Source organism: Metamycoplasma canadense, from assembly GCF_000828855.1.
Classification (GTDB): Bacteria; Bacillota_I; Bacilli_A; order Mycoplasmatales; family Metamycoplasmataceae; genus Metamycoplasma; species Metamycoplasma canadense.
Map to the genome: position 1 here is coordinate 306,993 of NZ_AP014631.1, position 25,125 is coordinate 332,117.

General features: G+C 25.3%; 21 protein-coding genes and 1 rRNA gene. 18 read left to right on the forward strand and 4 right to left on the reverse strand.

From position 1 onward, the window contains the following. Positions 1 to 47 precede the first annotated feature (47 nt). From MCAN360_RS05300 to MCAN360_RS05305, 4 genes are all read right to left on the reverse strand, one after another. The gene (locus tag MCAN360_RS05300; RefSeq protein WP_425348791.1) at positions 48 to 2,786 is read right to left on the reverse strand and encodes a DNA topoisomerase (ATP-hydrolyzing); all 2,739 of its coding nucleotides are present in this window, start codon (positions 2,784 to 2,786) and stop codon (positions 48 to 50) included. Positions 2,787 to 2,857: 71 nt separating this feature from the next. Further along, on the reverse strand, positions 2,858 to 4,780 hold the full coding sequence (locus MCAN360_RS01230) for a DNA gyrase/topoisomerase IV subunit B (protein ID WP_045433656.1): 1,923 nt from the start codon (positions 4,778 to 4,780) through the stop codon (positions 2,858 to 2,860). A 101-nt stretch (positions 4,781 to 4,881) separates the two neighbouring features. Further along, entirely contained in the window at positions 4,882 to 6,027 is a 1,146-nt protein-coding gene (gene thiI, locus MCAN360_RS01235; RefSeq protein ID WP_045434399.1) for a tRNA uracil 4-sulfurtransferase ThiI, read from the reverse strand. A gap of 20 nt (positions 6,028 to 6,047) precedes the next feature. Then, a complete protein-coding gene (locus tag MCAN360_RS05305) occupies positions 6,048 to 7,541 on the reverse strand; it encodes a hypothetical protein (protein WP_045433659.1) in 1,494 nt (497 codons plus the stop codon). A gap of 90 nt (positions 7,542 to 7,631) precedes the next feature. On the opposite strand from MCAN360_RS05305, the gene rpmG reads away from it, so the two are divergent. From rpmG to MCAN360_RS01325, 18 genes are all read left to right on the forward strand, one after another. Beyond that, on the forward strand, positions 7,632 to 7,778 hold the full coding sequence (gene rpmG, locus MCAN360_RS02915) for a 50S ribosomal protein L33 (protein WP_084111372.1): 147 nt from the start codon (positions 7,632 to 7,634) through the stop codon (positions 7,776 to 7,778). 3 nt (positions 7,779 to 7,781) lie between these two features. After that, a complete protein-coding gene (secE, locus tag MCAN360_RS05310; protein ID WP_045433662.1) occupies positions 7,782 to 8,072 on the forward strand; it encodes a preprotein translocase subunit SecE in 291 nt (96 codons plus the stop codon). Positions 8,073 to 8,081: 9 nt separating this feature from the next. Beyond that, the gene (nusG, locus tag MCAN360_RS05315; protein WP_045433664.1) at positions 8,082 to 8,660 is read left to right on the forward strand and encodes a transcription termination/antitermination protein NusG; all 579 of its coding nucleotides are present in this window, start codon (positions 8,082 to 8,084) and stop codon (positions 8,658 to 8,660) included. Positions 8,661 to 8,746: 86 nt separating this feature from the next. Then, complete coding sequence (locus MCAN360_RS01255) at positions 8,747 to 9,292, forward strand: variable surface lipoprotein (protein ID WP_045433667.1); 546 nt, start codon at positions 8,747 to 8,749, stop codon at positions 9,290 to 9,292. A 97-nt stretch (positions 9,293 to 9,389) separates the two neighbouring features. After that, positions 9,390 to 10,349, forward strand: a complete 960-nt coding sequence (locus MCAN360_RS05320; RefSeq protein WP_045433669.1) for a tRNA (adenosine(37)-N6)-threonylcarbamoyltransferase complex ATPase subunit type 1 TsaE — start codon at positions 9,390 to 9,392, stop codon at positions 10,347 to 10,349. Further along, positions 10,349 to 11,278: a tRNA (adenosine(37)-N6)-threonylcarbamoyltransferase complex transferase subunit TsaD gene (gene tsaD, locus MCAN360_RS01265; protein WP_045433672.1), complete on the forward strand. Its 930-nt coding sequence runs from the start codon at positions 10,349 to 10,351 to the stop codon at positions 11,276 to 11,278. The genes MCAN360_RS05320 and tsaD overlap by 1 nt, the downstream gene beginning before the upstream one ends. A gap of 1 nt (position 11,279) precedes the next feature. Further along, on the forward strand, positions 11,280 to 11,831 hold the full coding sequence (gene yihA / locus MCAN360_RS01270; protein WP_045433675.1) for a ribosome biogenesis GTP-binding protein YihA/YsxC: 552 nt from the start codon (positions 11,280 to 11,282) through the stop codon (positions 11,829 to 11,831). A gap of 127 nt (positions 11,832 to 11,958) precedes the next feature. Next, positions 11,959 to 13,929 (forward strand): GGDEF domain-containing protein, encoded by a 1,971-nt coding sequence (locus MCAN360_RS05325; protein ID WP_045433678.1) that lies wholly within the window; start codon positions 11,959 to 11,961, stop codon positions 13,927 to 13,929. Then, on the forward strand, positions 13,910 to 14,347 hold the full coding sequence (gene rplI / locus MCAN360_RS01280; protein ID WP_045433681.1) for a 50S ribosomal protein L9: 438 nt from the start codon (positions 13,910 to 13,912) through the stop codon (positions 14,345 to 14,347). Before MCAN360_RS05325 ends, rplI begins: the two co-directional genes overlap by 20 nt. A 39-nt stretch (positions 14,348 to 14,386) precedes the next feature. Next, entirely contained in the window at positions 14,387 to 15,823 is a 1,437-nt protein-coding gene (dnaB, locus tag MCAN360_RS01285; RefSeq protein WP_045433683.1) for a replicative DNA helicase, read from the forward strand. Positions 15,824 to 15,862: 39 nt separating this feature from the next. Next, positions 15,863 to 17,230 carry a YitT family protein gene (locus MCAN360_RS05330; protein ID WP_173402249.1) on the forward strand — a complete coding sequence of 456 codons (1,368 nt, stop codon included), beginning with the start codon at positions 15,863 to 15,865 and terminating at the stop codon, positions 17,228 to 17,230. Between the two features lie 171 nt (positions 17,231 to 17,401). Further along, the gene (gene mnmA, locus MCAN360_RS01295; RefSeq protein ID WP_045433688.1) at positions 17,402 to 18,514 is read left to right on the forward strand and encodes a tRNA 2-thiouridine(34) synthase MnmA; all 1,113 of its coding nucleotides are present in this window, start codon (positions 17,402 to 17,404) and stop codon (positions 18,512 to 18,514) included. Positions 18,515 to 18,542: 28 nt separating this feature from the next. Further along, positions 18,543 to 21,203, forward strand: a complete 2,661-nt coding sequence (alaS, locus tag MCAN360_RS05335; protein ID WP_045433690.1) for an alanine--tRNA ligase — start codon at positions 18,543 to 18,545, stop codon at positions 21,201 to 21,203. Then, positions 21,196 to 21,621, forward strand: coding sequence for a Holliday junction resolvase RuvX (ruvX, locus tag MCAN360_RS05340; protein ID WP_045433693.1), 426 nt, complete (start codon positions 21,196 to 21,198; stop codon positions 21,619 to 21,621). Before alaS ends, ruvX begins: the two co-directional genes overlap by 8 nt. A gap of 7 nt (positions 21,622 to 21,628) precedes the next feature. Continuing rightward, positions 21,629 to 21,955 carry a hypothetical protein gene (locus MCAN360_RS01310; RefSeq protein ID WP_052461471.1) on the forward strand — a complete coding sequence of 109 codons (327 nt, stop codon included), beginning with the start codon at positions 21,629 to 21,631 and terminating at the stop codon, positions 21,953 to 21,955. 14 nt (positions 21,956 to 21,969) lie between these two features. Beyond that, positions 21,970 to 22,710 (forward strand): BC85_0335 family putative methyltransferase, encoded by a 741-nt coding sequence (locus MCAN360_RS01315; RefSeq protein WP_045433696.1) that lies wholly within the window; start codon positions 21,970 to 21,972, stop codon positions 22,708 to 22,710. 4 nt (positions 22,711 to 22,714) lie between these two features. Further along, positions 22,715 to 23,185 carry a transcription elongation factor GreA gene (greA, locus tag MCAN360_RS01320; protein WP_045433699.1) on the forward strand — a complete coding sequence of 157 codons (471 nt, stop codon included), beginning with the start codon at positions 22,715 to 22,717 and terminating at the stop codon, positions 23,183 to 23,185. A 392-nt stretch (positions 23,186 to 23,577) separates the two neighbouring features. Beyond that, positions 23,578 to 25,099 (forward strand): 16S ribosomal RNA (locus MCAN360_RS01325). Positions 25,100 to 25,125: the final 26 nt, after the last annotated feature.

Here is a 25,125-nt window from a genome sequence, read left to right on the forward strand (position 1 = left end):
ATATTTTAAATTTAATTTAGCTTTAAAAAAGTATTTTATAATTATAACTATTTTTTCTTAATTTGTTTTACTTTTTGTTCAATTAGATCTAAATCAATATTATTCATTGCATTTATTTTTTCTTCGATGCTTAAATTTTTCTTATTTTTATTTTCAAAATTATTTACAACTTTAAAGTCTTCGCTAATTTCAAATAAATTAATTGCTTCATTTTTGTTTTCTTCTTTTTGTTCAAATAAATTTACTTCATTATCATTATTATAATATGATCTTTTGAATAATGTTGTTTCAGTCGTTAATTCTATATTATCCTTATTTTCTTTTTTCTTTAAATAAAGATCTTTTAATTTATTTTTTTGTTCAGCATCAACATCAAACAATTCATTTATTTTAATGTGCTGAATTAAAAATCCACAATTATTAAATTCTCAATCTAAATTTATTAATTTATCATTTTTTGTCTTATCTTTAGTCATTTTTTCAAATTTAAAGATACTTGATTCATTATTTTTATTAGTATAAAGTAATTCAAGTTCTTTTGTATTAACTTCTAAACATTTTGGAATACAATTTACATTTTTTAAAAAGTTATAAAGTTTTGATCCGCGATTTGTTCTATTAGTATATTCAATTTCAGACATGTTTCATTGTTTAAACATTCCGCCTTCTGTTAGCATTGTTACTTTATTGATTTTTGAACAAGTTGTAAATGCTGAAATAAATGTTTTTTCATTTGTTTGTAGTTTTGGTAAAAGTTTAATTCCTTGAGCTCTTAAAGCTAAATCGGTTGAAAAAATATTTTCATTAATTAAAAAATATGAGCCATTGTTTAAAATAATAAATATATCTTTTTCATCGTTGCTAATTTTTGCATCTATTAACTCATCATCTTGATTTTTAAAACTAATACATGTTTTTGATTTATTTAATGTTTTTGAATCAAAATTTATTATTTTAACTTTTTTTCCATAACCATATTTAGTTATTAGAATTAAATTAATATATGAATTATAAGAAGTAATTTCCATAACACGGATGATTTTTTCATTTGCTTCAATATTAACAAAAGAAGAAATATGCTGACCTAATTCTTTTCATGAATTATCTTTTAAAATATGTGCTTCTAAAACAAAAAAATTACCTTTATTAGTAAAAAACAAAAGCTTCGATAAAGAATTTATTTTGTCATAATACTTAATAGTGTCGTTTTCTTTTAATTTATACGTATTTAAATCATTTGAATTATATATTTTATTGCTTATTTTTTTAATATAGCCTTGTTCTGAAATAAAGAAATAGAAATCTTCGTTTTTAGCTAATAATTTTAAATCAACTCCCTTATTAACAATCTCATTTCTTATTTCAGTTTTTCTAGCAGTTCCATATTCTTTTTTAATTTCATTTAATTGATTTATTAAAAAATTATCAAATTCATATTTATCGTTTAATAAAGCATCACATCTTTTAATTAAAATTTCAAGATTATTTTTTTCTTTTTGAAACTCCATTTGATCCATTTTTGATAATTTATATAATCTTAATTCAGCAATAGCGGTTGCTTGAATTTCGGTAAAGTTAAATGTTTCTTTTAAAGCTAATATAACACCTTTTCTAGAATTATCACTTTCTTTAATTAATTTAATTACATCATCAGAAATTTCAGCTACTTTTATAAAACCTTTAACAATTTCAAGTCTTAAAGTATATTTTTGTCAATCATATTTAATAGAATGAGTATTAATTTCTGTTAAATGTTCTAAAAAGGCAAATAATGCTAAATCAAGGGTTAATAATGTTGGAGCATTTTTATAAATTGCAAGCATATTATAATCATAGTTTATTCTCATATTAGTTTTATTCATCAAATAATTTAATATTGCTTCAGCATTGCTGCCTTCATTTAATTCGATATAAATTGATAATCCATTTCTATCAGATTGATCCCTTATTTCTTTAATTCCACTAATAGTTTTTGAAGAAATAATTGAGTCAATTTCGAAAACCATTTTTGATTTTATAACCCCAAAAGGAATTTCGGTTATTTCAATACCGATAATATTATCTTTTTTATCTTTAACAAATTGATATTTCGATGATAAAGTAACTTTACCCTTACCAGTTTTAAAAGAATCAACAATTCCTTGATTGCCAAATATAATGCCTCCTGTTGGAAAATCTGGTCCTTTTACATATTGCATTAGTTCTTCAACAGTAATATTAGGTTTTTTTATCATAGCAATTGTTGCTTCAAGTAATTCAGAAAGATTATGAGGAGGAATTTGTGTCGCGAAACCCGAAGAAATTCCGATTGCTCCATTTACTAGTAAATTAGGAAACAGTGTTGGTAAAATAAGAGGTTCATATTCAGAATCGTCAAAGTTTGGAACCATAGGGACAACTTTTTTTTCTAAATCTTTTAGCATTAATTCAGTGATTTTTTGAAGTCTTGATTCTGTATAACGCATTGCTGCTGCTGGATCGTTGTCAATTGATCCTTTATTTCCATGCATTTCAACTAGTGGATAATTGCTTTTTCATTCTTGTGCCATTCTCACCATAGCTTCATATACAGAACTATCCCCGTGCGGGTGGTATTTACCTAAAACATCTCCAACAATACGAGCTGATTTTTTAAATGGATCATTATTTCTTAGTTTTAAATTTCACATTGAAAATAAAATTCTTCTCTGTACAGGCTTAAGACCATCTCTTGCATCTGGTATGGCTCTTTGTTGAATAACATATTTTGAAAAACGAGAAAAACTATCACTCATTATTTCAACCATATTTTTTTTAATAATATTTTCAACGATTTCTTCAAAATTATTTTTATTTTTTTTATCCATAAATTACCAACTTATTTTTTATTAATATCAAATTCATCAATACTTGAAAAATCAATATTGTTATTAATTCAATTCTTTCTAGATTCTGAATCATCACTCATAAAAGTTGTTACAGTTCTTTCGGTTAAACTATCATGATCAATATTTACTTTTATAATTGATCTTGTGTTTGGATTCATTGTTGTTTCTCAAAGTTGGTCGGCGTTCATTTCACCTAAACCTTTATATCTTTGGATTTCGTAATTAGCATATTGCGAGGTTATTTCTCTTAATTGTTCTTCGTTCCATGCATAAAAATGTTTATTATTTGCATTTTTAATTGTGATTTTATAAAGTGGTGGCATGGCAATATAAACCATTCCAGCTTCAATCAATTTTTTCATATATCTTCAAAAAAATGTTAGAAGAAGCATTTGAATATGTGCTCCATCAACATCAGCATCAGTCATAATAATTATTTTTCCATATTGAGAGTTTTTAATTTCAAAATCCTCCCCAATGCCAGCGCCTATTGTATTAATTATTGTTGCAAGTTCTTCGTTTGCTAAAATATCTACTAATTTTGATTTATTAGTATTCATAACAACGCCTCTAAGTGGCAGGATTGCTTGAGTTACTCTATCACGACCCATTTTAGCTGACCCACCAGCAGAATCTCCCTCAACTAAAAATAATTCTTTAATTGCTGAATTTTTTGATTGAGCAGGAGTTAATTTTCCAGATAATATTTTTTTAGAATCTAATTTATTTTTTACCTTTCTTGCTTCATTACGTGCATTTCTTGCGGCAATTCGTCCTTCGTAAGTTCTTTTAATTTTTTCAATAATTTTATTAGCTTCATTCTTGTTTTCGTTTAGGAAAAAATTAAATTTTTCTGTAAAGAAATCTTCAACTGATTCACGAGCTTCAGGAGTACCTAATTTATCTTTTGTTTGACCAACAAATTCTAAAATACTTTCCGGAACCTTCAATGAAACAACAGCGATAATTCCTTCTCGAACATCATAGCCTTCAAAATTAATTTTAGTTTTTGAATTGCTATTTTTTGCATATCATTCATTAATAGTTTTTGTTAAGGCAGTTTTAAAAGCTGTTTCATGTGTTCCACCATCGCGCGTTTTAACATTATTAACAAAGGAGTAAATTGTTTCATCATAGTTTTCTGTGTATGCTAATGAAATTTGAATTTCAATACCATTTTTTCCAACACCAGATGCAAAAAAAGCATCAGAAATAAAATTTCTTCCTTCACCAACAAAATAGATATATTCTTTTATCCCTTGATTTGTTTGAAAAATAATATTTTCATCTGTATTTTCATTTATGTAATTAATTTTTAAATTTGAAATTAAAAAACTTGCTTCTCTTAATTTTTCTTTAACAATTTCAGAAGAAAATTTAGCCTTTTTAAAAATATTGTAATTAGGTCAAAATTGAACTTTTGTTCCTTGTTTATTAGTTGATCCAACTATATTTGTTCTTTGAATTATTTTGTCTTGTTCGAAGGATGTAAAATATTCTTTTTTATCACGATAAACTGTTGCTTCAAGTTTTGCACTTAAGGCGTTAACCACAGAAGATCCAACACCGTGTAATCCGCCACTTGTTTTATAAGCTCCCTCACCAAATTTGCCACCAGCGTGTAATTCAGTAAAAACTAATTCAACCCCAGTTTTTCCTGATTCATGTTTTCCTATCGGAATTCCTCTACCGTTATCTTCAACTATCACCGATCCATCTTTTTTTAAAATAACTTTAATGTTACTAGCAAACCCAGCTAAAACTTCATCAATTGAATTATCAACTATTTCTCAAATTAAATGATGCAATCCATTTGAATCTGTTGAACCAATATACATTCCCGGTCTTTTTATAACCGCTTCTAAGCCTTTTAAAACTTTTAAATCTTTTGCCTCATAATTAGTTGTTGTCATATTGTCTAATTATATTATTTATAAATTAATATTTAAAAAATAAAGCATGTTTTATTTTTCATGCTTTATTGTTTATCATTTATTAATTAAATAAGATATGTTTAGAATTTTATTATTTCCATTTGTTCAATTGCTTCATCTTCAAGTTTGTTCAATTCACTTAATTCTTTTTCTAATTTAATTGCTTCTTCTCTAGTTGGTTTAGTAATTGGAAATTTTGGTGCGAATAATTCACATGTTTCGCATGCCTTTTGAATAGAAATTTCCATAGTTTTTATTTTTTCAGCGATTTTTATAGTTTCATTTTTGTCAAAGCTTAATAATGGTCTAAAAATTGGAAGATTGCAAACTTCAGATATTGTATAAATAGATTCAAGTGTTTGTGAGGCTACTTGGGCTAAATTTTCGCCATTTGATATTGCTTTTATGTTGTATCTTATTGCAATTTTTTCAGCGATTCGATAGAAGCTTCTTCTCATTAGCGTAATTTTATATTTTTGGTTTGATACAAGACCAATATAGTTCATTAATTTTGTGTAATTTATTTGAAATAACGTTGCAGTTCCTTGATATTTAGATAAAAGTTTAATTATTTCATTAATTTTATCTGTTGTTTTTTTATCTGTATGAGGTGGGGTTATGAAATTTAAAAAGGATACTTTTAATCCTCTTTTTTGTAATAAATTTGCCGCAACAGGAGAATCGATTCCGCCACTTATTAAATGAAGGATTCTACCTGAAGAACAAACTGGCATACCACCTAATCCTTCAATATATTCACTAAAAATATAACTATATTTATCTCTTATTTCAATATAAATAAATAAATCTGCATTTGTTAAATTAACCTTTTTATCTTTAAAATTAGTTAATATAAAATTTCCAAAATGCATGTTTATTTCGTGAGAAGTTAAATAAAAATTTTTATTATGTCTTCTTGCTTTAATTGCAAAAGACTCAAATGAATTTTCTAAACAAATTTTATTTACTATTTTTTCAATTTCTTCTATTTTTGTTTCAGTTTTATAAACTATTGAATAAGACGAAATTCCAAAAATATATTTAAGAGAATCTAAATTTGATTTAGTAAATTTACAAAATGCTCGATCATATTCTATTTTTAATTCGTTTTTAGGAATATAGAGTTCTAAATTTCTTTTTAATTGTGTAATAAAGTCTTTTTTATTTTCACCTTTTAAGGTTAATTCACCATATCTTATTAAAATTTCTTTTTCATCAAATTGCATATTTTCTATTTTCTTTCTTTTTATTTTTCTTTGATTAAGTTCATAATTTTTTTTATGCACTCGTCAAAATTATTGCTGGCATATAGAGTAAAAATTTCATCATATTTTTTCTCAAGAAGAGACATATTAAAATCATCATTTAATATTGAATAAAAATTTTCAATAATATGTTTTGATATTTTAATTTTTAAATTGTATCTTACTATTTTTAATTTAATTAATAAAATTAATTTATTAATAAGATTTAAATCAGGATTCTTGTTTTTTATTTGAATTTGATAAATATTTTGTAATTCAATAATTTGATTATTTAATGGATAATCAAAATTATGTAATTCAAATATTTTTAGATACTCATCGTTGATTTTGTCTATATCGAAAAAAAACCTTTTTTGTTTTGATTTTTTTTCGATTAAATTTATTGTTTTAATAATTATTTTTGTATTTTTTTTAAAAATATTTAGATTTTTTTTACATTCTAAAAAAGACAATGATCCCATGTTTTGATTATCAAAAAAATAAGAAATATTAGTTACTACTCTTTGAAATAGACGATCGTTTTTTTTAGAAATAAAACATTTCTTATTTTGTTTAATTCAATTTATAGCATTTTTAATCCAAAGAAAATTTTTTTTATAAATTATTGTTAATTCAATTTTCTTTTTAATTAATTCATAATCCTTATTAACTAATTTGCTTAAATTTTTAATTTGGCTTTTTAATTTTTTTTTCCTTCAAAAAAAATCATTTTCAGTTATTATGTTTTTTGTTTTTTTAATTGCTTCTTTTATATTTTTAAAATATTGATCATTTATTTTTAAATTAAATATTTCTTTAAATTCATCTGATTTTTCTTGATAAATATTTTTTAAAAAATCTGCCGGTATTTCAATGTTATTTTTAATAGATTTTAAAAATCCTAAAATTTCAATAATGTAATTTTTGAAATAATCTAATTTTGTAATTAATTGTTTTTTATTTTGATTATAGTCAAAATTATTTTTCCTTAAAATTTCATAAGTCTTAAAAATTTCTAATTGATTTCAAATTTCTTCTTCTACAAAAATAATTTTTTTTTGTAAATCATCACTATCGATGAGGTAATTATTTTTATTTAATTTATTTTTAATTTCACTAATTTTATTTAAAATTAAATTTATAAAATTAACTAAATTAGTTATTTTTTTACTTAAAATTTCATAATAATTATTTTTAAAAATAATAAAAAACTCTTTTATTTGTCTATTTATTTTTTTACATAGATAATTGCTTTTATCTAATTTTTTATTATTTTTAAAATCATTGAAATTTATTAATAAATCATTGAATTTTTGTTCAAAATTAACAATTTTTTTTGCCGTTTCGTTTTCTAAAATTTTATATTCATTTAAATGTTTTGAAATTTCATAAAATTGAGTATTGATTGTTTTTAACTCATTTATTTTATTTTCAATAAAATTAATTTTTTTTTCGAAAAATTTAATTTTATTTTTAAAAATTCAAGTAATAAACATAATATAAAATTATATTTTATTTGCTAAATGTATATTACATAAAAATTATATTTTTTAAATATAAAGATAAAAAAATATATAATTACACTTATGAAAAAACAAAAAAAGGTTTCATTAGCTTGTCAAACATGTTTGCATAAAAATTATTCCGTTAACAAAAGTAATGAAAAAAGATTAGAAATTAATAAGTTTTGTAAATATTGCAATTCTCAGACATTACACAAAGAGGAAAAATAGATTATGGATAAAAGAAATAATTTAACTGTTGAAGAAAAAAAAGAAGAAAAAAATAGATTAAAAAAACAAAAAGAAATTGATAAAAAAAGAAAGAAAGAAGAACAAAAAGAAACAAAACTTTATACTTTTAGAAATTTAGCTAAAGAAGTTAAGAGAATAGCTTGGCCAAAAAGTGCAAAAACATGAAAATGATTCGGCATTACAATTGGTTTTTTAGTTTTAATGGCTTTATTTTGTTTTTTAATTACACTTGGTTTTACAAGTTTATGAAATATTGTAGGTATTAAATCATAGGGGGATAAAATGAATACAGATTATAAATGATATATGATTTCAACAGTATCCGGAAAAGAAGACAATGTTATAGAAGCGTTAAAAAATAAGATTTCTTCACAAGGAATGACAGACTTTTTTAAAGATATTAGAATTTTTAAAATGCCACATTTATCTTCAAAAGAATTAGAAAAGAAAACAAAAGGTGAAGAATACACCGTGAGATATGTAAATATTTATAAAGGGTATATTTTTTTAAAAATGATTATGACTGATGAATCATGATATTTAGTTCGTAATACTCAATATGTTACAGGTTTAATTGGTTCTTCTGGAAAAGGGGCAAAACCCACTCCAATTAGTGAAAGAACATTTGTAAAAATGGTTGAGAAAGAAAAAAAATTAATTGAAAAATTTGAATCTGGCGATATTGAAACAGCATTCAAAGAGGGTACGATTGTAAGAGTCAAAACAGGAATTTATAAAGATGAAGTTGGTGAAATAATTAAAAATAATGACATTGACCAAAAAGCATTTGTTAACATTGAACAATTTGGCAGAAAAGTTCCTACAGAATTTTCATACAATGATTTAGAAATATGCGCTTAAGCATATTTTTTTATAAAGAAATAACAAATTAAAATATTATATAATTTAGATATTCAAAATTATATGATTTATATGAGGTATAGACAATGAAAAAAAATATAAAATTATTATTAAGTATAAGCTCGATTTCATCATTATTTTTGCCATTAGTGGCAATATCGTGTTCTAATCAAAAAACAAAATTGGAAGCTAAAATAAAAGAATCAGAGATTCAACTCTCAAATATTGAATTTGCTAATGATTTTCAAGAAGAATTTAAAAACGAAATTATTAATGCTAAAAAAATTTTAAGTAAAGAACAAGTAACCAATGAAGAATTAAAAAATGCAGAAATTAATCTAGTTAATAATCTTAAAAAAATACTTGATAAAAATAAACAAGTTATTGAAGAATACTTTAACAACCAAGAGTTAATTTCAAGAAAAATAAATGAATTAAAAGAATATGCTCATGAAAAACTTTCAAATAACAGAGAACTAAAAGCAAAATTAGTAAAACAATATGAAGAAATCCAAGAGGAATTTAATAATTTAAAGAGTGTGAATTGAACTCTTGAAAAAACAGAAGAGTTTAAGAAAAAAATTGATAAAGTTTTAAATGATATTAAAAAAGAAACTATGAATAAAAATTAGTAAACTTAAATAATTAATTTAATAATTACAAATCAAAATAAAAATTGTTGAACTATATAAAGCCACTATTTTTATTTATTTTATTACTAAGAAACTTATGAAAAAAATTTTTTATTTTAAAGAAAATGAACCATTAAATTTGTTAGTTGATTATTTGTTATCATTTAAAAATTTAGAAGCAATTTTATTAGACGGTGAATTAGGAGCTGGTAAAACGACTTTAACTTCTCAAATAGCTAAGAAATTAAATGAAAAAAAGATAGTTATTTCACCAACTTTTAATACAATGATTTCGTATGAAAAATTCATTCATATTGATGCATATAAATTAAGAGGAGATCTATTTGCTTATGAAGAATATTTTGAAAATAAGATTGTTATAATTGAGTGATCAAAAAATATTAAACATAATTTTAAATATTTTTTCAATATTAACGTTAGTTTGCAACAAATAAATAATGAAGTTTATCATGTTTTTGAAATTACAAATCAAACTGTTTCAAAAGGGATTTTTATTGAAAGTTCATTGGAAGATTTTTTTGTTGCATTAGTTGAAAATAACAAGATAATAGATTATATTTTGATTGAAAAATTAGTTAAAAAAACTGATTCGTTTTTTGATGTTATTAATCTAATATTAGAAAGAAATAATATAAACTTTGAATATTTAGATGAAATTTACACTACTCTTGGACCCGGGAGTTTTACTGGATCTCGTTTAGGTTTTGTTTTTGCATCAACAAATAAATTTTTGCAAAATAGTATTTTAAATAATGATATTAAAATTAAATTATTGCCAACGTATGAATTATTTTTTAAACAATTTAATTCAAATTTAGTTTATATTAAGGCCAATAAATACAAAGCATATAAAATTGAAAAAAATAACGATAAATTAATTATTAATTTAGTTGATGAAGTCGAAAAAATCAATCATTTTGATTATCAAAAAATGATTTTAAATTCAAAAGAATATTTAATTTTGTTTAAAGAAAAAAACAATTTATTAGATGAAGAATTAATTTATGGTTCTGAACCTCAAATTGGAGGTAATTAATGAAAATTTTTGCTATTGAAAGTTCACACGACGATACTTCGTTTGCAGTGTTAGAAGATAATAAACCAGTTTGAATGAAAACTATTACACAAACAGAAATACACAAATTGTACGGTGGTACTATTCCTGAAATTGCTTCAAGATCACATGTTAAAAACATCAACCTATTAATTGATGAATTTAAAAATTTACCAATATCTAAAGATATTGATTATATTGCTTTTACAAAAGAACCAGGTTTAATAGGTTCGCTTCAAATAGGTTATATAGTTGCTAATACAATGAGCTTAATTTATAAAAAACCAGTTTTGGGGTTAAATCATTTAGAAGGTCATTTTTATTCAGCATTTATAGAAAAAGAACTTGAATTTCCCGCAATGTGTTTACTTGTTTCTGGTGGCCATTCGCAAATTCTTTTATATAAAAATAAATTTGATTTTGAAATTATAGGCGAAACTCAAGATGACGCAGTTGGTGAAGTGTATGATAAGATTGCTAGAAAATTGAATCTAGGGTTTCCAGGTGGGCCGGTTATTGATAAAATTTGGGAAGAAAACAAAAATTTATATACTTCTCATTTTACAATACCACACACCGAAAAAGAATTAAATTTTTCATTTAGTGGTATTAAAACCGCAGTAATTAATCATTATAATAATCTAATTAATAAAAAAGAAGAAATTAATATAAATAAAATAGTAACTGAATTTCAAAATACTATTGTTTTATATTTAAAGAAAAATTTTGAAAAAGCAATAAAAATATATAATCCTAAATGTATAAGTTTAGCGGGCGGAGTAAGTGCTAATAAAGCAATTAGAAATATGATTTTATCTCTTCATAATAATGTATACTTGCCTAAAATGGAATATACTACTGATAATGCAATGATGATAGCTAGATTAGCTTATGAAAAGGTAAGAAAATAATATGTGAAAATTTATAAAGAGTTCAACATCGCAAGAAAATTGATTCGATTCATTTGAAAATGAAATTATTTTTTGAGGAAGATCAAATGTTGGTAAATCTTCCTTAATAAATGCATTATCTAAAACAAAATTAGCAAAAACATCATCCACGCCTGGTCGTACTAGATTAATAAATTATTTCGAAACTGATAATAAAAGAATTATTGTTGATTTGCCAGGTTATGGATATGCAGCAATGTCCAAAAAAAATCAACAAAAAATCAATGGAATTATTGATCATTATTTTCGTTTTTGCAAAACTAATAAAACAGTTTGTTTTTTGATTGATGCTAAGGTAGGTTTTAGCGCAATTGATTTAGAAATGATTGAGTATATTGATTCATTAAATATAAATTTTGATATCATTATAACAAAAATTGATAAAGCTAATCAATCACAAAAACATCGAGTGAAAATGCAAGCCTTAACTTTTAAAAAAGAAATTAACATTTTTTTAGTTTCTTCAGAGAAAAAAATAGGATTAGATGACGTAATTGAATATTATAAATTTTAGGTTTAAAGACCTAAAATTATTTTTTATTTTAATTATTTTTTTTACACTGATGGATTAATATTAGAATATTAATCTTAATATTGCAATATCATTAAGATTTTAAAGCAATTTTTGTATAATTTAATTTATGAAAAATAAAGAAAATAAGAAAAGATTATTAATTTTAATTATTGAAATATTATTTTTATTTATTATCCCTACAATTGTTTTTTTTGTAGGAGTTTTTGAGATACCTGAAAAATTAAAGTTAATTCCTTCAATATTGTATTCATTTCTTGTTGTAGGCTTAGTTATTTATGTTTTCTTTATTGTTAGAAAATATTTAAAAGAATCACAAATGGCTAATCAAACTTTAAATCAGTATATTCAAAATGAGATTAGCGATCAAGGAATTGGAACAATAATATTTTTAAATAATGGCCGTATAATATGAGCAACTAATTTTATTTTAAATAAATTTGGAAAATCGATAATTGGTAAGTATATTAAAGATGTTTTTGAAATTGAGGAGTGAACAAAAAATAATAATGACTTTTTTTATAAAAAAAATGGTTATGAATATGAGGTTCATGTAAGTTTTGAAAAAAATGTTATTGTTGTTAAAGATGTTACAATTCAATCTAATTTATTAAATGATTATAAGAAGCAAAGAATTGTTTTTGGAGAATTGCATATTGACAATATGAATTTATACCAAGTTTCTTTATCTCAAGAAGATTTGTACAATATTTATTCAAACTTTGGAGCTTTGCTAGATGAAATATCTAAAAAATATAATATTATTTATCGTCAATACGAAAACGGAAGATTTTTTATTATAACTAATCAAGAAACATTAGAATTATTTGAGAAAAATAATTTTGAGGCTTTTGAACAGTTAAAAAATAAAAGTATTCATAAAGGTATTGCATTAACACTTTCTGGCGGATTTTCATATGGAATTTTCAAACTTGAAACATTAGATAAATTAGCAAAAGAAGCTTTACTGCAATCAAAAACAAGAGGTGGAGACCAAATTACAGTTTTAACTAAAAATGAAAAACCAAGGTATTACGGATCTTCATCTGAAATTAATATTGATATGTCAAGAACAAATGTTAGTTTTATTGCAAAGATTTTAATAAATAAGCTAAAATCAAAAAACATTGATAAGGTAATTATTTATGGTCATAAAAACGCAGATCTTGATGCATTGGGGTCATCATTAGGAATATATAAGCTAGCTAAATCTTATGACAAAGAGGTTTATATTCAAAATAAAACATTTGATGCAACAACTCAGAGAGTTTATGAACGCTTGACGCCATTAGAAAAACAAATATTTATTTCTCCAAAAGAAGCTACAAATATTAATGACAAAAAAACATTAGTTGTTATTTGTGATACTTCTGATGAAACAAGAATAGAAAATATAACAGCATTTAAGAATATTGAAAAAGATAATATAATAATTATTGATCATCATAGAATTGGTTTAAATCCAAGCTTTGCTTTTAGGGAAAATTTATATATTGATTCCTCTGCGTCATCTGCTTCAGAAATCGTTACTGAAATAATAGCAATAACAAATAATGCAGACAAAATTGATTCTAATACAGCTCAAAATTTATTAAATGGAATTTATTTGGATACAAATAATTTTCAAAAACAAACTTCATCTAAAACATTTTCAGCCGCAGCATTACTTGAAATGTGAGGAGCTAAAATATCAATTTCGGTTGATACGTTAAAATTAGATGAAGAGATTTTAGAACAAGTTTATTCACTTCTAGAAAATTTAAAAGAAGTAAAACCAGGATATTTTTTAGCTTATAAAAATATTCCTGTATCTCCTGATATTATATCTATTGCAGCAGATGAAATTCTTAGAGTTAACGGTAGAAAAGCAGCATTTGTTATTGGTAAGCTAGCTGGAACAAAAAAATGTAAAATGTCTGCAAGAGGTATAAATACAAATGTTCAATTAATTGCTGAAGCAGTTAATGGTGGCGGCCATTTTGGTTCTGCCGCAGCAGAAAGTGAAGAAAACATTGAACTTTTTGTAGATAATTTAATACAAGCAATAGTGAGTGTGAAAAATGAAAATAATAATAATTAAACAATATGATAAATATAAAGTTAACGAGATCGTTGATATAAATGATGGTTTTGCTAAAAACTTTTTAATTAAAAATGGTTATGCTCAACCTGTAAATAAACAAACTTTAGCTAATTTAGAAAGAGTAAAAAGTAACATAGCTGAAAATTATGCTAAAGAAATACAAAAAGCAGAAGAAATAAAGCAACAAATTGAAAAATTAACCTTAAATTTTTATTTAAAATCAAATGGAAATGTTGTTCATGGTTCGATAACTAATAAAGCCATTGAAAAAGAATTAGCTAAAAATAATATTAAAATTAAGCCACATTCTTTAAGTAAAGATTCTTACAACACATTTGGCAAGCATTATATTAATATAAAGCTTCATAAAGAAGTAACGGCTATTTTATTAATTCAAATTTTTGAAGAAAAATAGAATATCGTCTTTTTTTGTAAAAATGAAAGGATAATTTCTGTGAATATAAAAAAAGATTTAACATCAAGAGAAATTGCGATTGCTAATAATGAAGTGTCATTATTAGGACTTTTGTTAGTTGAGCCAGATTCTTATTTAAAAATCGCTGTTTTAATACGACCAGAGATGTTTTATTTTAAATCTAATCAAATTTTATACAGTGCAATTTCAGAGGTTCATAATAGTTCTAAAAATTTTGATTATTCAAATCTTCTTTTTTATTTAGAAGAAAATAAACAATTTGATCAAGTTAGTTCTTTTATGATGTCTGCTCCAGAGTATTTAGCTTACTTAACTGAAAATGCTGGTTTTATTAGCGATATAGAAATTTATACTAAAAATTTAATTGATCAATATAAGACTACAAGCTTAAATAATCTTTTAAAAGATATTCAACAAATAATTGAAAAAAAACCTTTTAATATATCTGATTTACTTTCAAAAATTCAGTTGGATTTAATTAATATTGATATTTCAGAAATAAATTCCTCATATGAAAAAATTAGTGATACTGCTAATAATATTCTTCAACAAATTTTAAGAAAAGAAAATAATGAAATTGGTGTAGGGTTACAATTAGGTTTTCCGGAATTAGATGAAGTTTTACTAGGACTAAATCCTGGTGATTTAACCATTTTAGCAGCTAGACCGGCAATGGGAAAAACAGCCTTTGCTTTAAATATTGCTAATAATGTTGCAAAAAAAGGCAAAACAGTCTTATTTTTTAGTCTTGAAATGTCAAATCCTCAATTGGTACAAAGAATGATTGCAATCGATTCAACAGTTCCTATTTCAAAACTAAAAACAAAAGAATTAGAAATTAATGATCAAAGAAATTTAATTCATACTGTTGAAGATATGTCAACATGAAATGTATTTTTGAACGACCGTGCAACATTAACAATTTCAGATATAATAACTTTATCAAAAAGATTTGCAAGAAATTCTAAAGTTGATTTAGTTATTATTGATTATTTACAATTAATTGGAGATTCATCAAAAAGATCACAAGAAAATAGACAATTAGAAGTTGCTAAAATATCTCGTTCATTAAAACAATTAGGTCGTGAGCTTGAATGTCCTATAATCGCTTTGAGCCAATTAAGTCGTGGTGTTGAAAAACGTGAGGACAAAACCCCATTAATTTCCGATTTAAGAGAATCTGGAGCAATTGAACAAGATGCTGACAGGGTTATTTTCTTACACCGTGATGATTATTATAAAAATAAAAAAATATCAACTGATAATGCTTCTACTTCATCATTTGAATTAAAACAAAATGATGATAAGAGTAGAGCATCTTTAACAAATGTTATTGTTGCAAAAAATCGTCATGGTGCAACAAAAACTATTCAATTAATTTTTGCTCCTGATTATAATAAGTTTATTTATGGTAAAATTACTAAAGATAAAAGTAAATCTCAATTAGAAAATTAAATATACAATAAATTATGGAATAATTGAAAGAAGGTTACTTTGAATAAAAAAGTTGTTAATTTAGATAAAAAAATTGAGAAGAAAAAATTAAGCATTGAGGAAAAAAAACTAAAACATGAAGAAAAAATGGCAATTTTAAATCCTCAAAAAGTTAATATTATTAATATTTGAAAAAAATATCCTAGAAAAGTAATTTGAATGCTTGTTAGTGCTTTTTTATATAATATTGCTTTAACTGTCTTTCTTAAAAAAGCAGCAACCATTGCTTCTGGGACTTCATCATTAGCACAAATTATCACTTTTACTGCTCCTTCAACAGCTCAATTTTATGGTCTTTTTTACGTTTTAGTAAATTTACCACTTATGTTTATTTTTTGAAAAATGAACCCAAGAATGTTTATGGTATTAACCTATTATTGAATGTTATTTCAAGTTATTGTTCAACTTTTATTTATTGAATATAATGGACGTGGTTCTAATCCGATTGTTAATTTTATAAATCAAAAAATTTCATTTTATAACCCAATTGGAGAAAAAAATTATTATTGAGACCCGTTTGGCATTGATATTAGAATGGTTAACAAATTAATGGATTCTAATGATAAAAACGAAATATTAAACGCTTTAACAAATCAAACACATGCTAAATTTACACATTTAGAACAATCAAATGAAATTATTTCATATTTTAAAAATCAATTTTTTGATAAAGATTTATTTAAAATTGTTAACAATATTAAAAAATATAATTCTTCCTCAATTGTAAAAATACTAGAAAATACTAAAATTTATGGTGTTTATGATGGCCAAAATTGACCAGTATTGGTTTATGCAATAATTGGTGGTGCTGCTGAAGGATTTGCTTCAATTATTGCGTGAAGACAAAGAGGATCAATCGGCGGAACATCGGTAATTTCAAACTATATTGCTTATAAAAATAAAAAACCTGTTGGAAATGTATTTTTAACGGTTGCAATTTGCTTTTCATCATTTTCAACTATCGTTATTGGCTCGTTAGAATACACTAGAAATATTGTTGGTCACGTTTGAAATCGAGATTTATTTTTAGTAAGAATTTTAGGAACTATTGCTTATTTATTAGTATTTTCAATGTTGGTTAATAAGTTTTATCCTAAATATAAAAAAGTTAAGATTGAAATTTATACAAAACGTCCTGAAATTATTGCTGAACAGTTTAAAAAAATAGGTTATGTTCATCCATTTAATATTTTTTACGGTGTCGGTGGATTTAGTCATAATGATTTTGGCAAAATAGAAACTGTAGCGTTATTTTTAGAAAGAGAAACTATAATTGAAGAAATTAAAAAGGTTGATAAAAATGCTTGGGTAACTACGTCAAATATTCATGGTGTTTTGGGTCAATTTGATACATCATTTGTAGATTAATTTTTCTATTAAGAGCTTTTTAAAATAAGCTCTTTTTATTTTTTTATCAAATGGATGCCATTTTATTTTAAAAACTTTATAATTAATTATATTTTTATAATAAAGTACAAGAAATATTTGTTTGAAATGCTATTAAGTTTTTAATGCAAGAGAAACTAAGAAAGGAAAAGAATGAGGAAAAAAGTGATTTTAGGCATGAGTGGTGGTGTTGATTCTAGTGTTTGTGCATATTTATTAAAAGAACAAGGTTATGATGTTGAAGGTTTGTTTATGCGTAATTGAGATTCTTTTTTAAATAATGATTTTTTAGGAAATTATGATATTAATCAAAATATTTGCCCGCAAGAACAAGATTATTTAGATGCTCAAAAAGTTGCTAATCAACTTAATATAAAACTTCATCGTGTTGATTTTGTTAAAGAATATTGAGAAAATGTTTTTCAGTATTTAATTAATGAATACAAAATTGGCAGAACACCTAATCCAGATATTTTTTGTAACAAATATATTAAATTCAAGGCTTTTTCAGATTATGCATTTAATAATTTAAATGCTGACTTTATTGCCATGGGTCATTATGCTAATGCTATTGATGGCGAATTATATAGAGCTAAAGATGTTTTAAAAGATCAATCGTATTTTTTAGCTCAATTAAGTAATGAACAATTAAAAAAAGTAATTTTCCCTCTTGCTAATTTTACAAAAAACGAAGTAAGAGAAATAGCAAAAAAACTTAATTTAGCAACAGCGTCTAAAAAAGATTCAACAGGAATTTGTTTTATAGGAGAAAGAAGATTTGCACAATTTTTAGAAAATTACATTCCTGCACAACCTGGAGATATTATTGATATTCACACTAATAAAATAGTTGGTAAACATTCTGGCGCTATGTATTACACAATTGGGCAAAGAAAGGGATTGAATTTAGGTGGATTTGAAAAACCATATTTTGTTGTCGGACATAATATTAAAAATAAAATAATTTATGTTGCTAATGAAGATAATCCTGAATATCTCTTATCTGATAAAATAATTGCAATTAATTGAAATTTAATTGCTAAAAATTATAATCCTCTTAATTTAAGTGCTAAATTTAGATATCGTCAAAGAGATATTAAATGTGAAATTAAGGTTCTTTCAAATAATCAAGTTGAGGTTATTTATGACGCTACTGAAGCAGTTACACCTGGTCAAGAAGTAGTTATTTATGAAGAAAATAAAGTAGTTGGAGCCGCAATTATAAATCAAGTATTTTATAAGAATAAAGAAAAAACATATTTATAATAATTTTAAAATTTAAGGAGAAAAAACTATGCTTTCATCAAAAGAAATAAGAAAAATGTGATTAGATTTTTTTAAATCAAAAAATCATTTAGTTGTTGAATCAAAATCTTTAATTCCTCAAAATGATCCCTCTTTATTATGAATTAATTCAGGAGTAGCGACACTAAAAGATTATTTTAGTGGTAAAAAAGTACCCCCTGCAAAAAGAATTACTAACTCACAAAAATCAATTCGTACAAATGATATAGAAAATGTTGGTGTTACTGCAAGGCATCATACTTTTTTCGAAATGTTGGGTAATTTTTCAATTGGTGATTATTTTAAAAAAGAAGCAATAGCTTTTGGCTATGAGTTTATTTTTGATGTTTTAAAACTAGAAAAGAATCGTATTTATATTACTTATTTCGAAGATGATTTGGATACATATAACAGATGAATTGAATTAGGAATTCAAAAAGATCATTTGATTAAAGGAACAAGAGACACTAATTTCTGAGATGTCGGTCAAGGCCCTTGTGGACCAGATACGGAAATTTTTTACGATCGTGGTGAAAAATATGATAAAAGAGGTCTTGAACTTCTTATTAATGATATTGAAAATGATAGATATGTTGAAATTTGAAATATTGTTTTTTCACAGTTTAATAATGATGGTGAAAACAATTATACTGAACTAGCAACAAAAAATATTGATACCGGAGCAGGCCTTGAAAGAATAACTTCAATTATGCAAGATGCTCCAACTAATTTTGATACTGATTTATTTTTACCAATAATAAAAGAAGTTGAAAGGTTAACAAATTATCATTATGATATAAATAATTACTTCATTAACGATCCAAATCAAACAAAAATTAATACCTGATTTAGAGTTATAGCTGATCATATAAGGGCTAGTGTTAATGCTATAAGCGATGGAGTTTCTCCATCAAATGTTGGACGTGGTTATATAATTCGACGTTTAATAAGAAGATCATATCGTTCTGGATTGTCATTAGGGATTCAGGAAAAATCATTCTTATATAAATTAGTAAAAATTGTTAAAGAATCATTAATTTTTGATATTGATATTGACGCTGTTGCTAAAATCATTAAAGAAGAGGAAGAGATTTTTGCTAAAACAATTAAGGAAGGTGAAAAACTTTTAGAGCTTGAATTAGAAAAAAAAGGTTTTATTGATGCTAAAACTGCTTTTAAAATGTTCGATACATACGGTTTTCCAATTGAATTAACCGATGAAATTTTAAAAGAAAAAAATATTAAAATTAATTTAGATGATTTTTATGAATATTTAAAAGAACATCAAAAACGTTCACGTGGAAATATTGAAGTAGGTATGCAAAAAGTAATTAACTCGCTAGCATTAATTCCAAACAAAATATCAGAATTTATCGGTTACGACTTTTTAGAATCAAAATCAAAAATTTTATATTTATTAGATTCTGAAAATTCAATAAATAATGTTGAAAATGCTGAACAGATTTCGTATGTTATTTTAGATAAAACCCCCTTCTATGCTACTTCAGGTGGTCAGAATCATGACTTCGGTTATATGATTCAAAATGGAAATAAAATTGAAATTTTAGATGTTTTTAAAGATAAATTTTGAAACCATATTCATGTTGTTAAAGGAATTATTAATAATAAAGACGAGATTTTATGTTTTGTTGATAAAGAAAAAAGATTAAATTATGCTCGTAATCACAGTTCAACTCATATTATGTTTCATGCATTGCGTAAGACATATAGTAATGAAGTTATTGAACAATTAGGATCAAATATTCACCCTGAACATTTTACATTTGACTTTGGTCTTGATCATCGACCAACAAAAAATGAAATTAAACAAATTGAATCAATAATGCATGATTATATTAAAATGTCAGCAAAAAGAAATTACATTATTACTTCAATTAAAAAAGCCCAAGAACTTGGAGCTTATATGACTATTGAAGAATCAGAATATCATGATGCAAATAATGTTAGAGTTGTTGAATTTGAAAATATAACAAAAGATTTATGCGGCGGAACCCACGTTGATAATTCATCAATTATTGAAAACTTTAAGATTGTTTCAGTTGATTCAAAAGGGACTGGAATTTATCGTTTAAGAGTTGTAACTTCAAATAAACTTGTTAATGATTATTTATTAAATGAAATTATCGAAAAGCAAAAATTGCTTATTTCATTAATTAAAAATAATAAAGAACTTAAATTAGATTATCAAAAAGAATTTGAAACTTTAATTCCAAAAGATGTTTTTGAAAAAGAAAAACTTTTAGAAGATTATGAAATAATTGAAAATCAAATAAGAGAAGATTATAAAAAATTCTTAAAAGAAAAAAATAACGAAACAGTTGATATTAGTTTGTATCATTATCTTTTTATCAATGAAATTAAAACATTTTTATTTTATGAAAAAGACATTAATTTATTAAGAAAAATAACAATTCAAATTCGTGAAAGTAACCCTGATTCCTTAGTTATTGGAATTAATCAAAATAAAGAAAATACATATTTTTTAATTATCGCTTCAAAGACATATGATTCAACGCTGATATTTAAAAATATTGCGAATAAATTTAATGGTAAGGGTGGCGGAAATAAAATTGTTAGTCAAGGTTCGATCGAAACAACAATTTCAAGTGATGGACTAATTAATGAAATTAAGGATTTAATTAATGCGTAAGCTTGGACTTGATTTAGGTTCAAAAACTTGTGGAATTGCAATAACTGATTTAAATAACATTATTGTTTCAGCACTTGAAACCTTTTATTTTGAAGAGTGACATTTTATTGATTTAATAAAACGTATTGGTTTTTGAATTAATGAAAGTGAATACAAAAATGAAATTGATACTATTGTTTTAGGTTATCCATTACGTATGGATCTATCAAAAAGTCCTAGAACAAAAATGGTAGAAAAATTTAAAGTAAGATTAGAAGAAAATTTTAAAATTAATGTTATATTGCAAGATGAAAGAGAAAGTACCATTTTTGCTGAAAATATTTTATTTGAAGCTGGTTTTAATGGTAAAAAAAGAAAAATAAAAAAAGATTCTCTAGCAGCACAAATAATATTAGAAGATTATTTAAAAAGAGGTTAATTTATTTATGGAAATAAAAAAAGATAATATAAAAAAACAAAAAATAAACATTTGCTCTTCTGAACGTCAAATAATTTTGGAAAATGGTGATATTTTTTATGTTTTATTTGAAATCGATGAAAACGGTGAGCATTTTATAGCTTTAACTGATAAAAAATCAATTTTATTTGCAAAAATCGATTCTAAAAATGAGGAATTAGTCGAAGTTGAAGATGAAGCAGTTATTGAGATTCTTTTAGATTTATTAGATGAATTTTTAGAAAATGTTGATATTGTTGATGAAAAAGGAAATGATCTTTCAAAATTACTTTTGGTTGATCAAGAAGAATCTTAATGAGGAATAATTAAATGAAAATAATAAATGAATATGCCTCATTACTTAATAATAAAGAAAGTAAAATTTCTGCTGATGTAAGATTGGGTTTAATTATTTCCTTAGTTATTGTTTTTATAATTGGACTTACTGCTTTTATAATTACATTTTTATATAAGAAAAAAATAGTTAAAAAATATGTTTCACCCCGTGAAGAAGATGAAAAAAATAAGCTTAAAAAAATTAATCCAAATTATGGTGTTGTTCTTGATGGAATAAAAAAATTCTATGATTCTGAATTAAATGATTTTTTTATTTGTTTTGTAATTAATACTATTTATTTAAATAACTATGAAAATATTTATTGTGAAGATAAGAATAATTATTTAGCACTTTCTATTTCTAACCTCGCAAACAAACAGGTTTTTTTAAATAATAAAAAAAATGTAAAACTAAATAATGAAATAAAAAATGAATTTGAAAATATTAAATTTGATTTAATATCTTATACCTCTGAAATAAATAAGAAAAGCGATTTGATTATCCTTTTAAATAATAATTTGGAATTTAAAAAGGCAATTGAATCTAAACTTAGTTTTTTATCAGAAAACGGAATGATAATTATTGAAAATGACAAACAATTAAAATTTAAAAATATAAAAGATATAGCTTTATTTTTTAATTTAAGATATGAAACCTTAAAATTCAAGAATAAAAGTGTTATACTTTTAGCTAAAAATAATATAAAAGATATTGTTGAAAAAGGAGAAGATTAAATTTATGGAAGATAAAAAAATATATTTAACAAAAGAAAGTCTTGAACAATATAATAAAAGACTAGTTTATTTACAACAAGAAGCCAGACCATTAGTAATAGAGGAAATTAAGGAAGCTAGAAATCAAGGTGACTTGTCTGAAAATGCCGAATATGATGCTGCTCGTGACAAACAAGCTGCAATTGAAAATGAAATTTTAGAAATTCAACATATTTTAGAAAATGCAATTTTAATTGATGAAGATTTTTCGGACTCAAATATAGTTAGAATTGGTTCTACTGTCAAATTATTAGATTTAAAAACAAAAGAAATTTTAACTGTAATAATTGTTGGAGCATTAGATGCAGATCCTTTTAATGGAAAAATTTCAAACTCTTCTCCTTTAGCAAAAGCTATTTTAAATCATAAAGTTGATGATACTGTTGAGGTTGATGCCCCTAAAAAATATAAAGTTAGAATTGAATCTATAATGTAATAAATTTTGTATTTTTAATTAATAAGGCTTAAAAAAATGCCTTATTTTTTTATTTTAAAATCTTATTATTTATAAAAATATATTAAGAAATATAAGCATATTTATAACAGTATAATCAAATGAAAAATACATTTTATTTTTTATCTAAAAACTATTAAAAAAAATTAAAAATTTTTATAAAAATTATGTATAATAAATCAGTACACTTTTTTGTTTGACATTAAAATATAAAAAAAGAAATTATTTTTACAACAAAATTTTTAAAACAGTGTATACTTATAAAAGTGCACATTTTTGGATATTTAAAAAAATGCACAATGATAGTTCTTTGAAAACTGGATACGAATACCATAACGTCAATTTAATTTTTATAAATCATAATAACCAAATCAAATTTTAAGAGTTTGATCCTGGCCCAGGATGAACGCTGGCTGTGTGCCTAATACATGCATGTCGAGCGAGGTTCTTTTGAACCTAGCGGCGAATGGGTGAGTAACACGTACTTAATCTACCCTTTAGATTGGAATACCCAATGGAAACATTGGCTAATGCCGGATACGCATGAAATCGCATGATTTCAATGTGAAAGGAGCCCTTAAAGCTCCACTAAAGGATGAGGGTGCGGAACATTAGTTAGTTGGTAGGGTAATGGCCTACCAAGACTATGATGTTTAGCCGGGTCGAGAGACTGAACGGCCACATTGGGACTGAGATACGGCCCAAACTCCTACGGGAGGCAGCAGTAGGGAATATTCCACAATGAGCGAAAGCTTGATGGAGCGACACAGCGTGCACGATGAAGGTCTTCGGATTGTAAAGTGCTGTTATAGGGAAAGAACACTTGGTTGAGGAAATGCTTCCAAGCTGACGGTACCCTGTCAGAAAGCGATGGCTAACTATGTGCCAGCAGCCGCGGTAATACATAGGTCGCAAGCGTTATCCGGAATTATTGGGCGTAAAGCGTTCGTAGGCTGTTTATTAAGTCTGGAGTCAAATACCAGGGCTCAACCCTGGCTCGCTTTGGATACTGGTAAACTAGAGTTAGATAGAGGTAAGCGGAATTCCATGTGAAGCGGTGAAATGCGTAGATATATGGAAGAACACCAAAGGCGAAGGCAGCTTACTGGGTCTATACTGACGCTGAGGGACGAAAGCGTGGGGAGCAAACAGGATTAGATACCCTGGTAGTCCACGCCGTAAACGATGATCATTAGTCGGTGGAGAATTCACTGACGCAGCTAACGCATTAAATGATCCGCCTGAGTAGTATGCTCGCAAGAGTGAAACTTAAAGGAATTGACGGGGACCCGCACAAGCGGTGGAGCATGTGGTTTAATTTGAAGATACGCGGAGAACCTTACCCACTCTTGACATCCTTCGCAATGCTATAGAGATATAGCGGAGGTTAACGGAGTGACAGATGGTGCATGGTTGTCGTCAGCTCGTGTCGTGAGATGTTTGGTCAAGTCCTGCAACGAGCGCAACCCCTATCTTTAGTTACTAACGAGTCATGTCGAGGACTCTAGAGATACTGCCTGGGTAACTGGGAGGAAGGTGGGGATGACGTCAAATCATCATGCCTCTTACGAGTGGGGCAACACACGTGCTACAATGGTCGGTACAAAGAGAAGCAATATGGCGACATGGAGCAAATCTCAAAAAGCCGATCTCAGTTCGGATTGGAGTCTGCAATTCGACTCCATGAAGTCGGAATCGCTAGTAATCGCAGATCAGCTACGCTGCGGTGAATACGTTCTCGGGTCTTGTACACACCGCCCGTCACACCATGGGAGCTGGTAATACCCAAAGTCGGTTAGCTAACCTCGGAGGCGACCGCCTAAGGTAGGACTGGTGACTGGGGTGAAGTCGTAACAAGGTATCCCTACGAGAACGTGGGGATGGATCACCTCCTTTCAACGGAGTACACAATGTTATGGAAA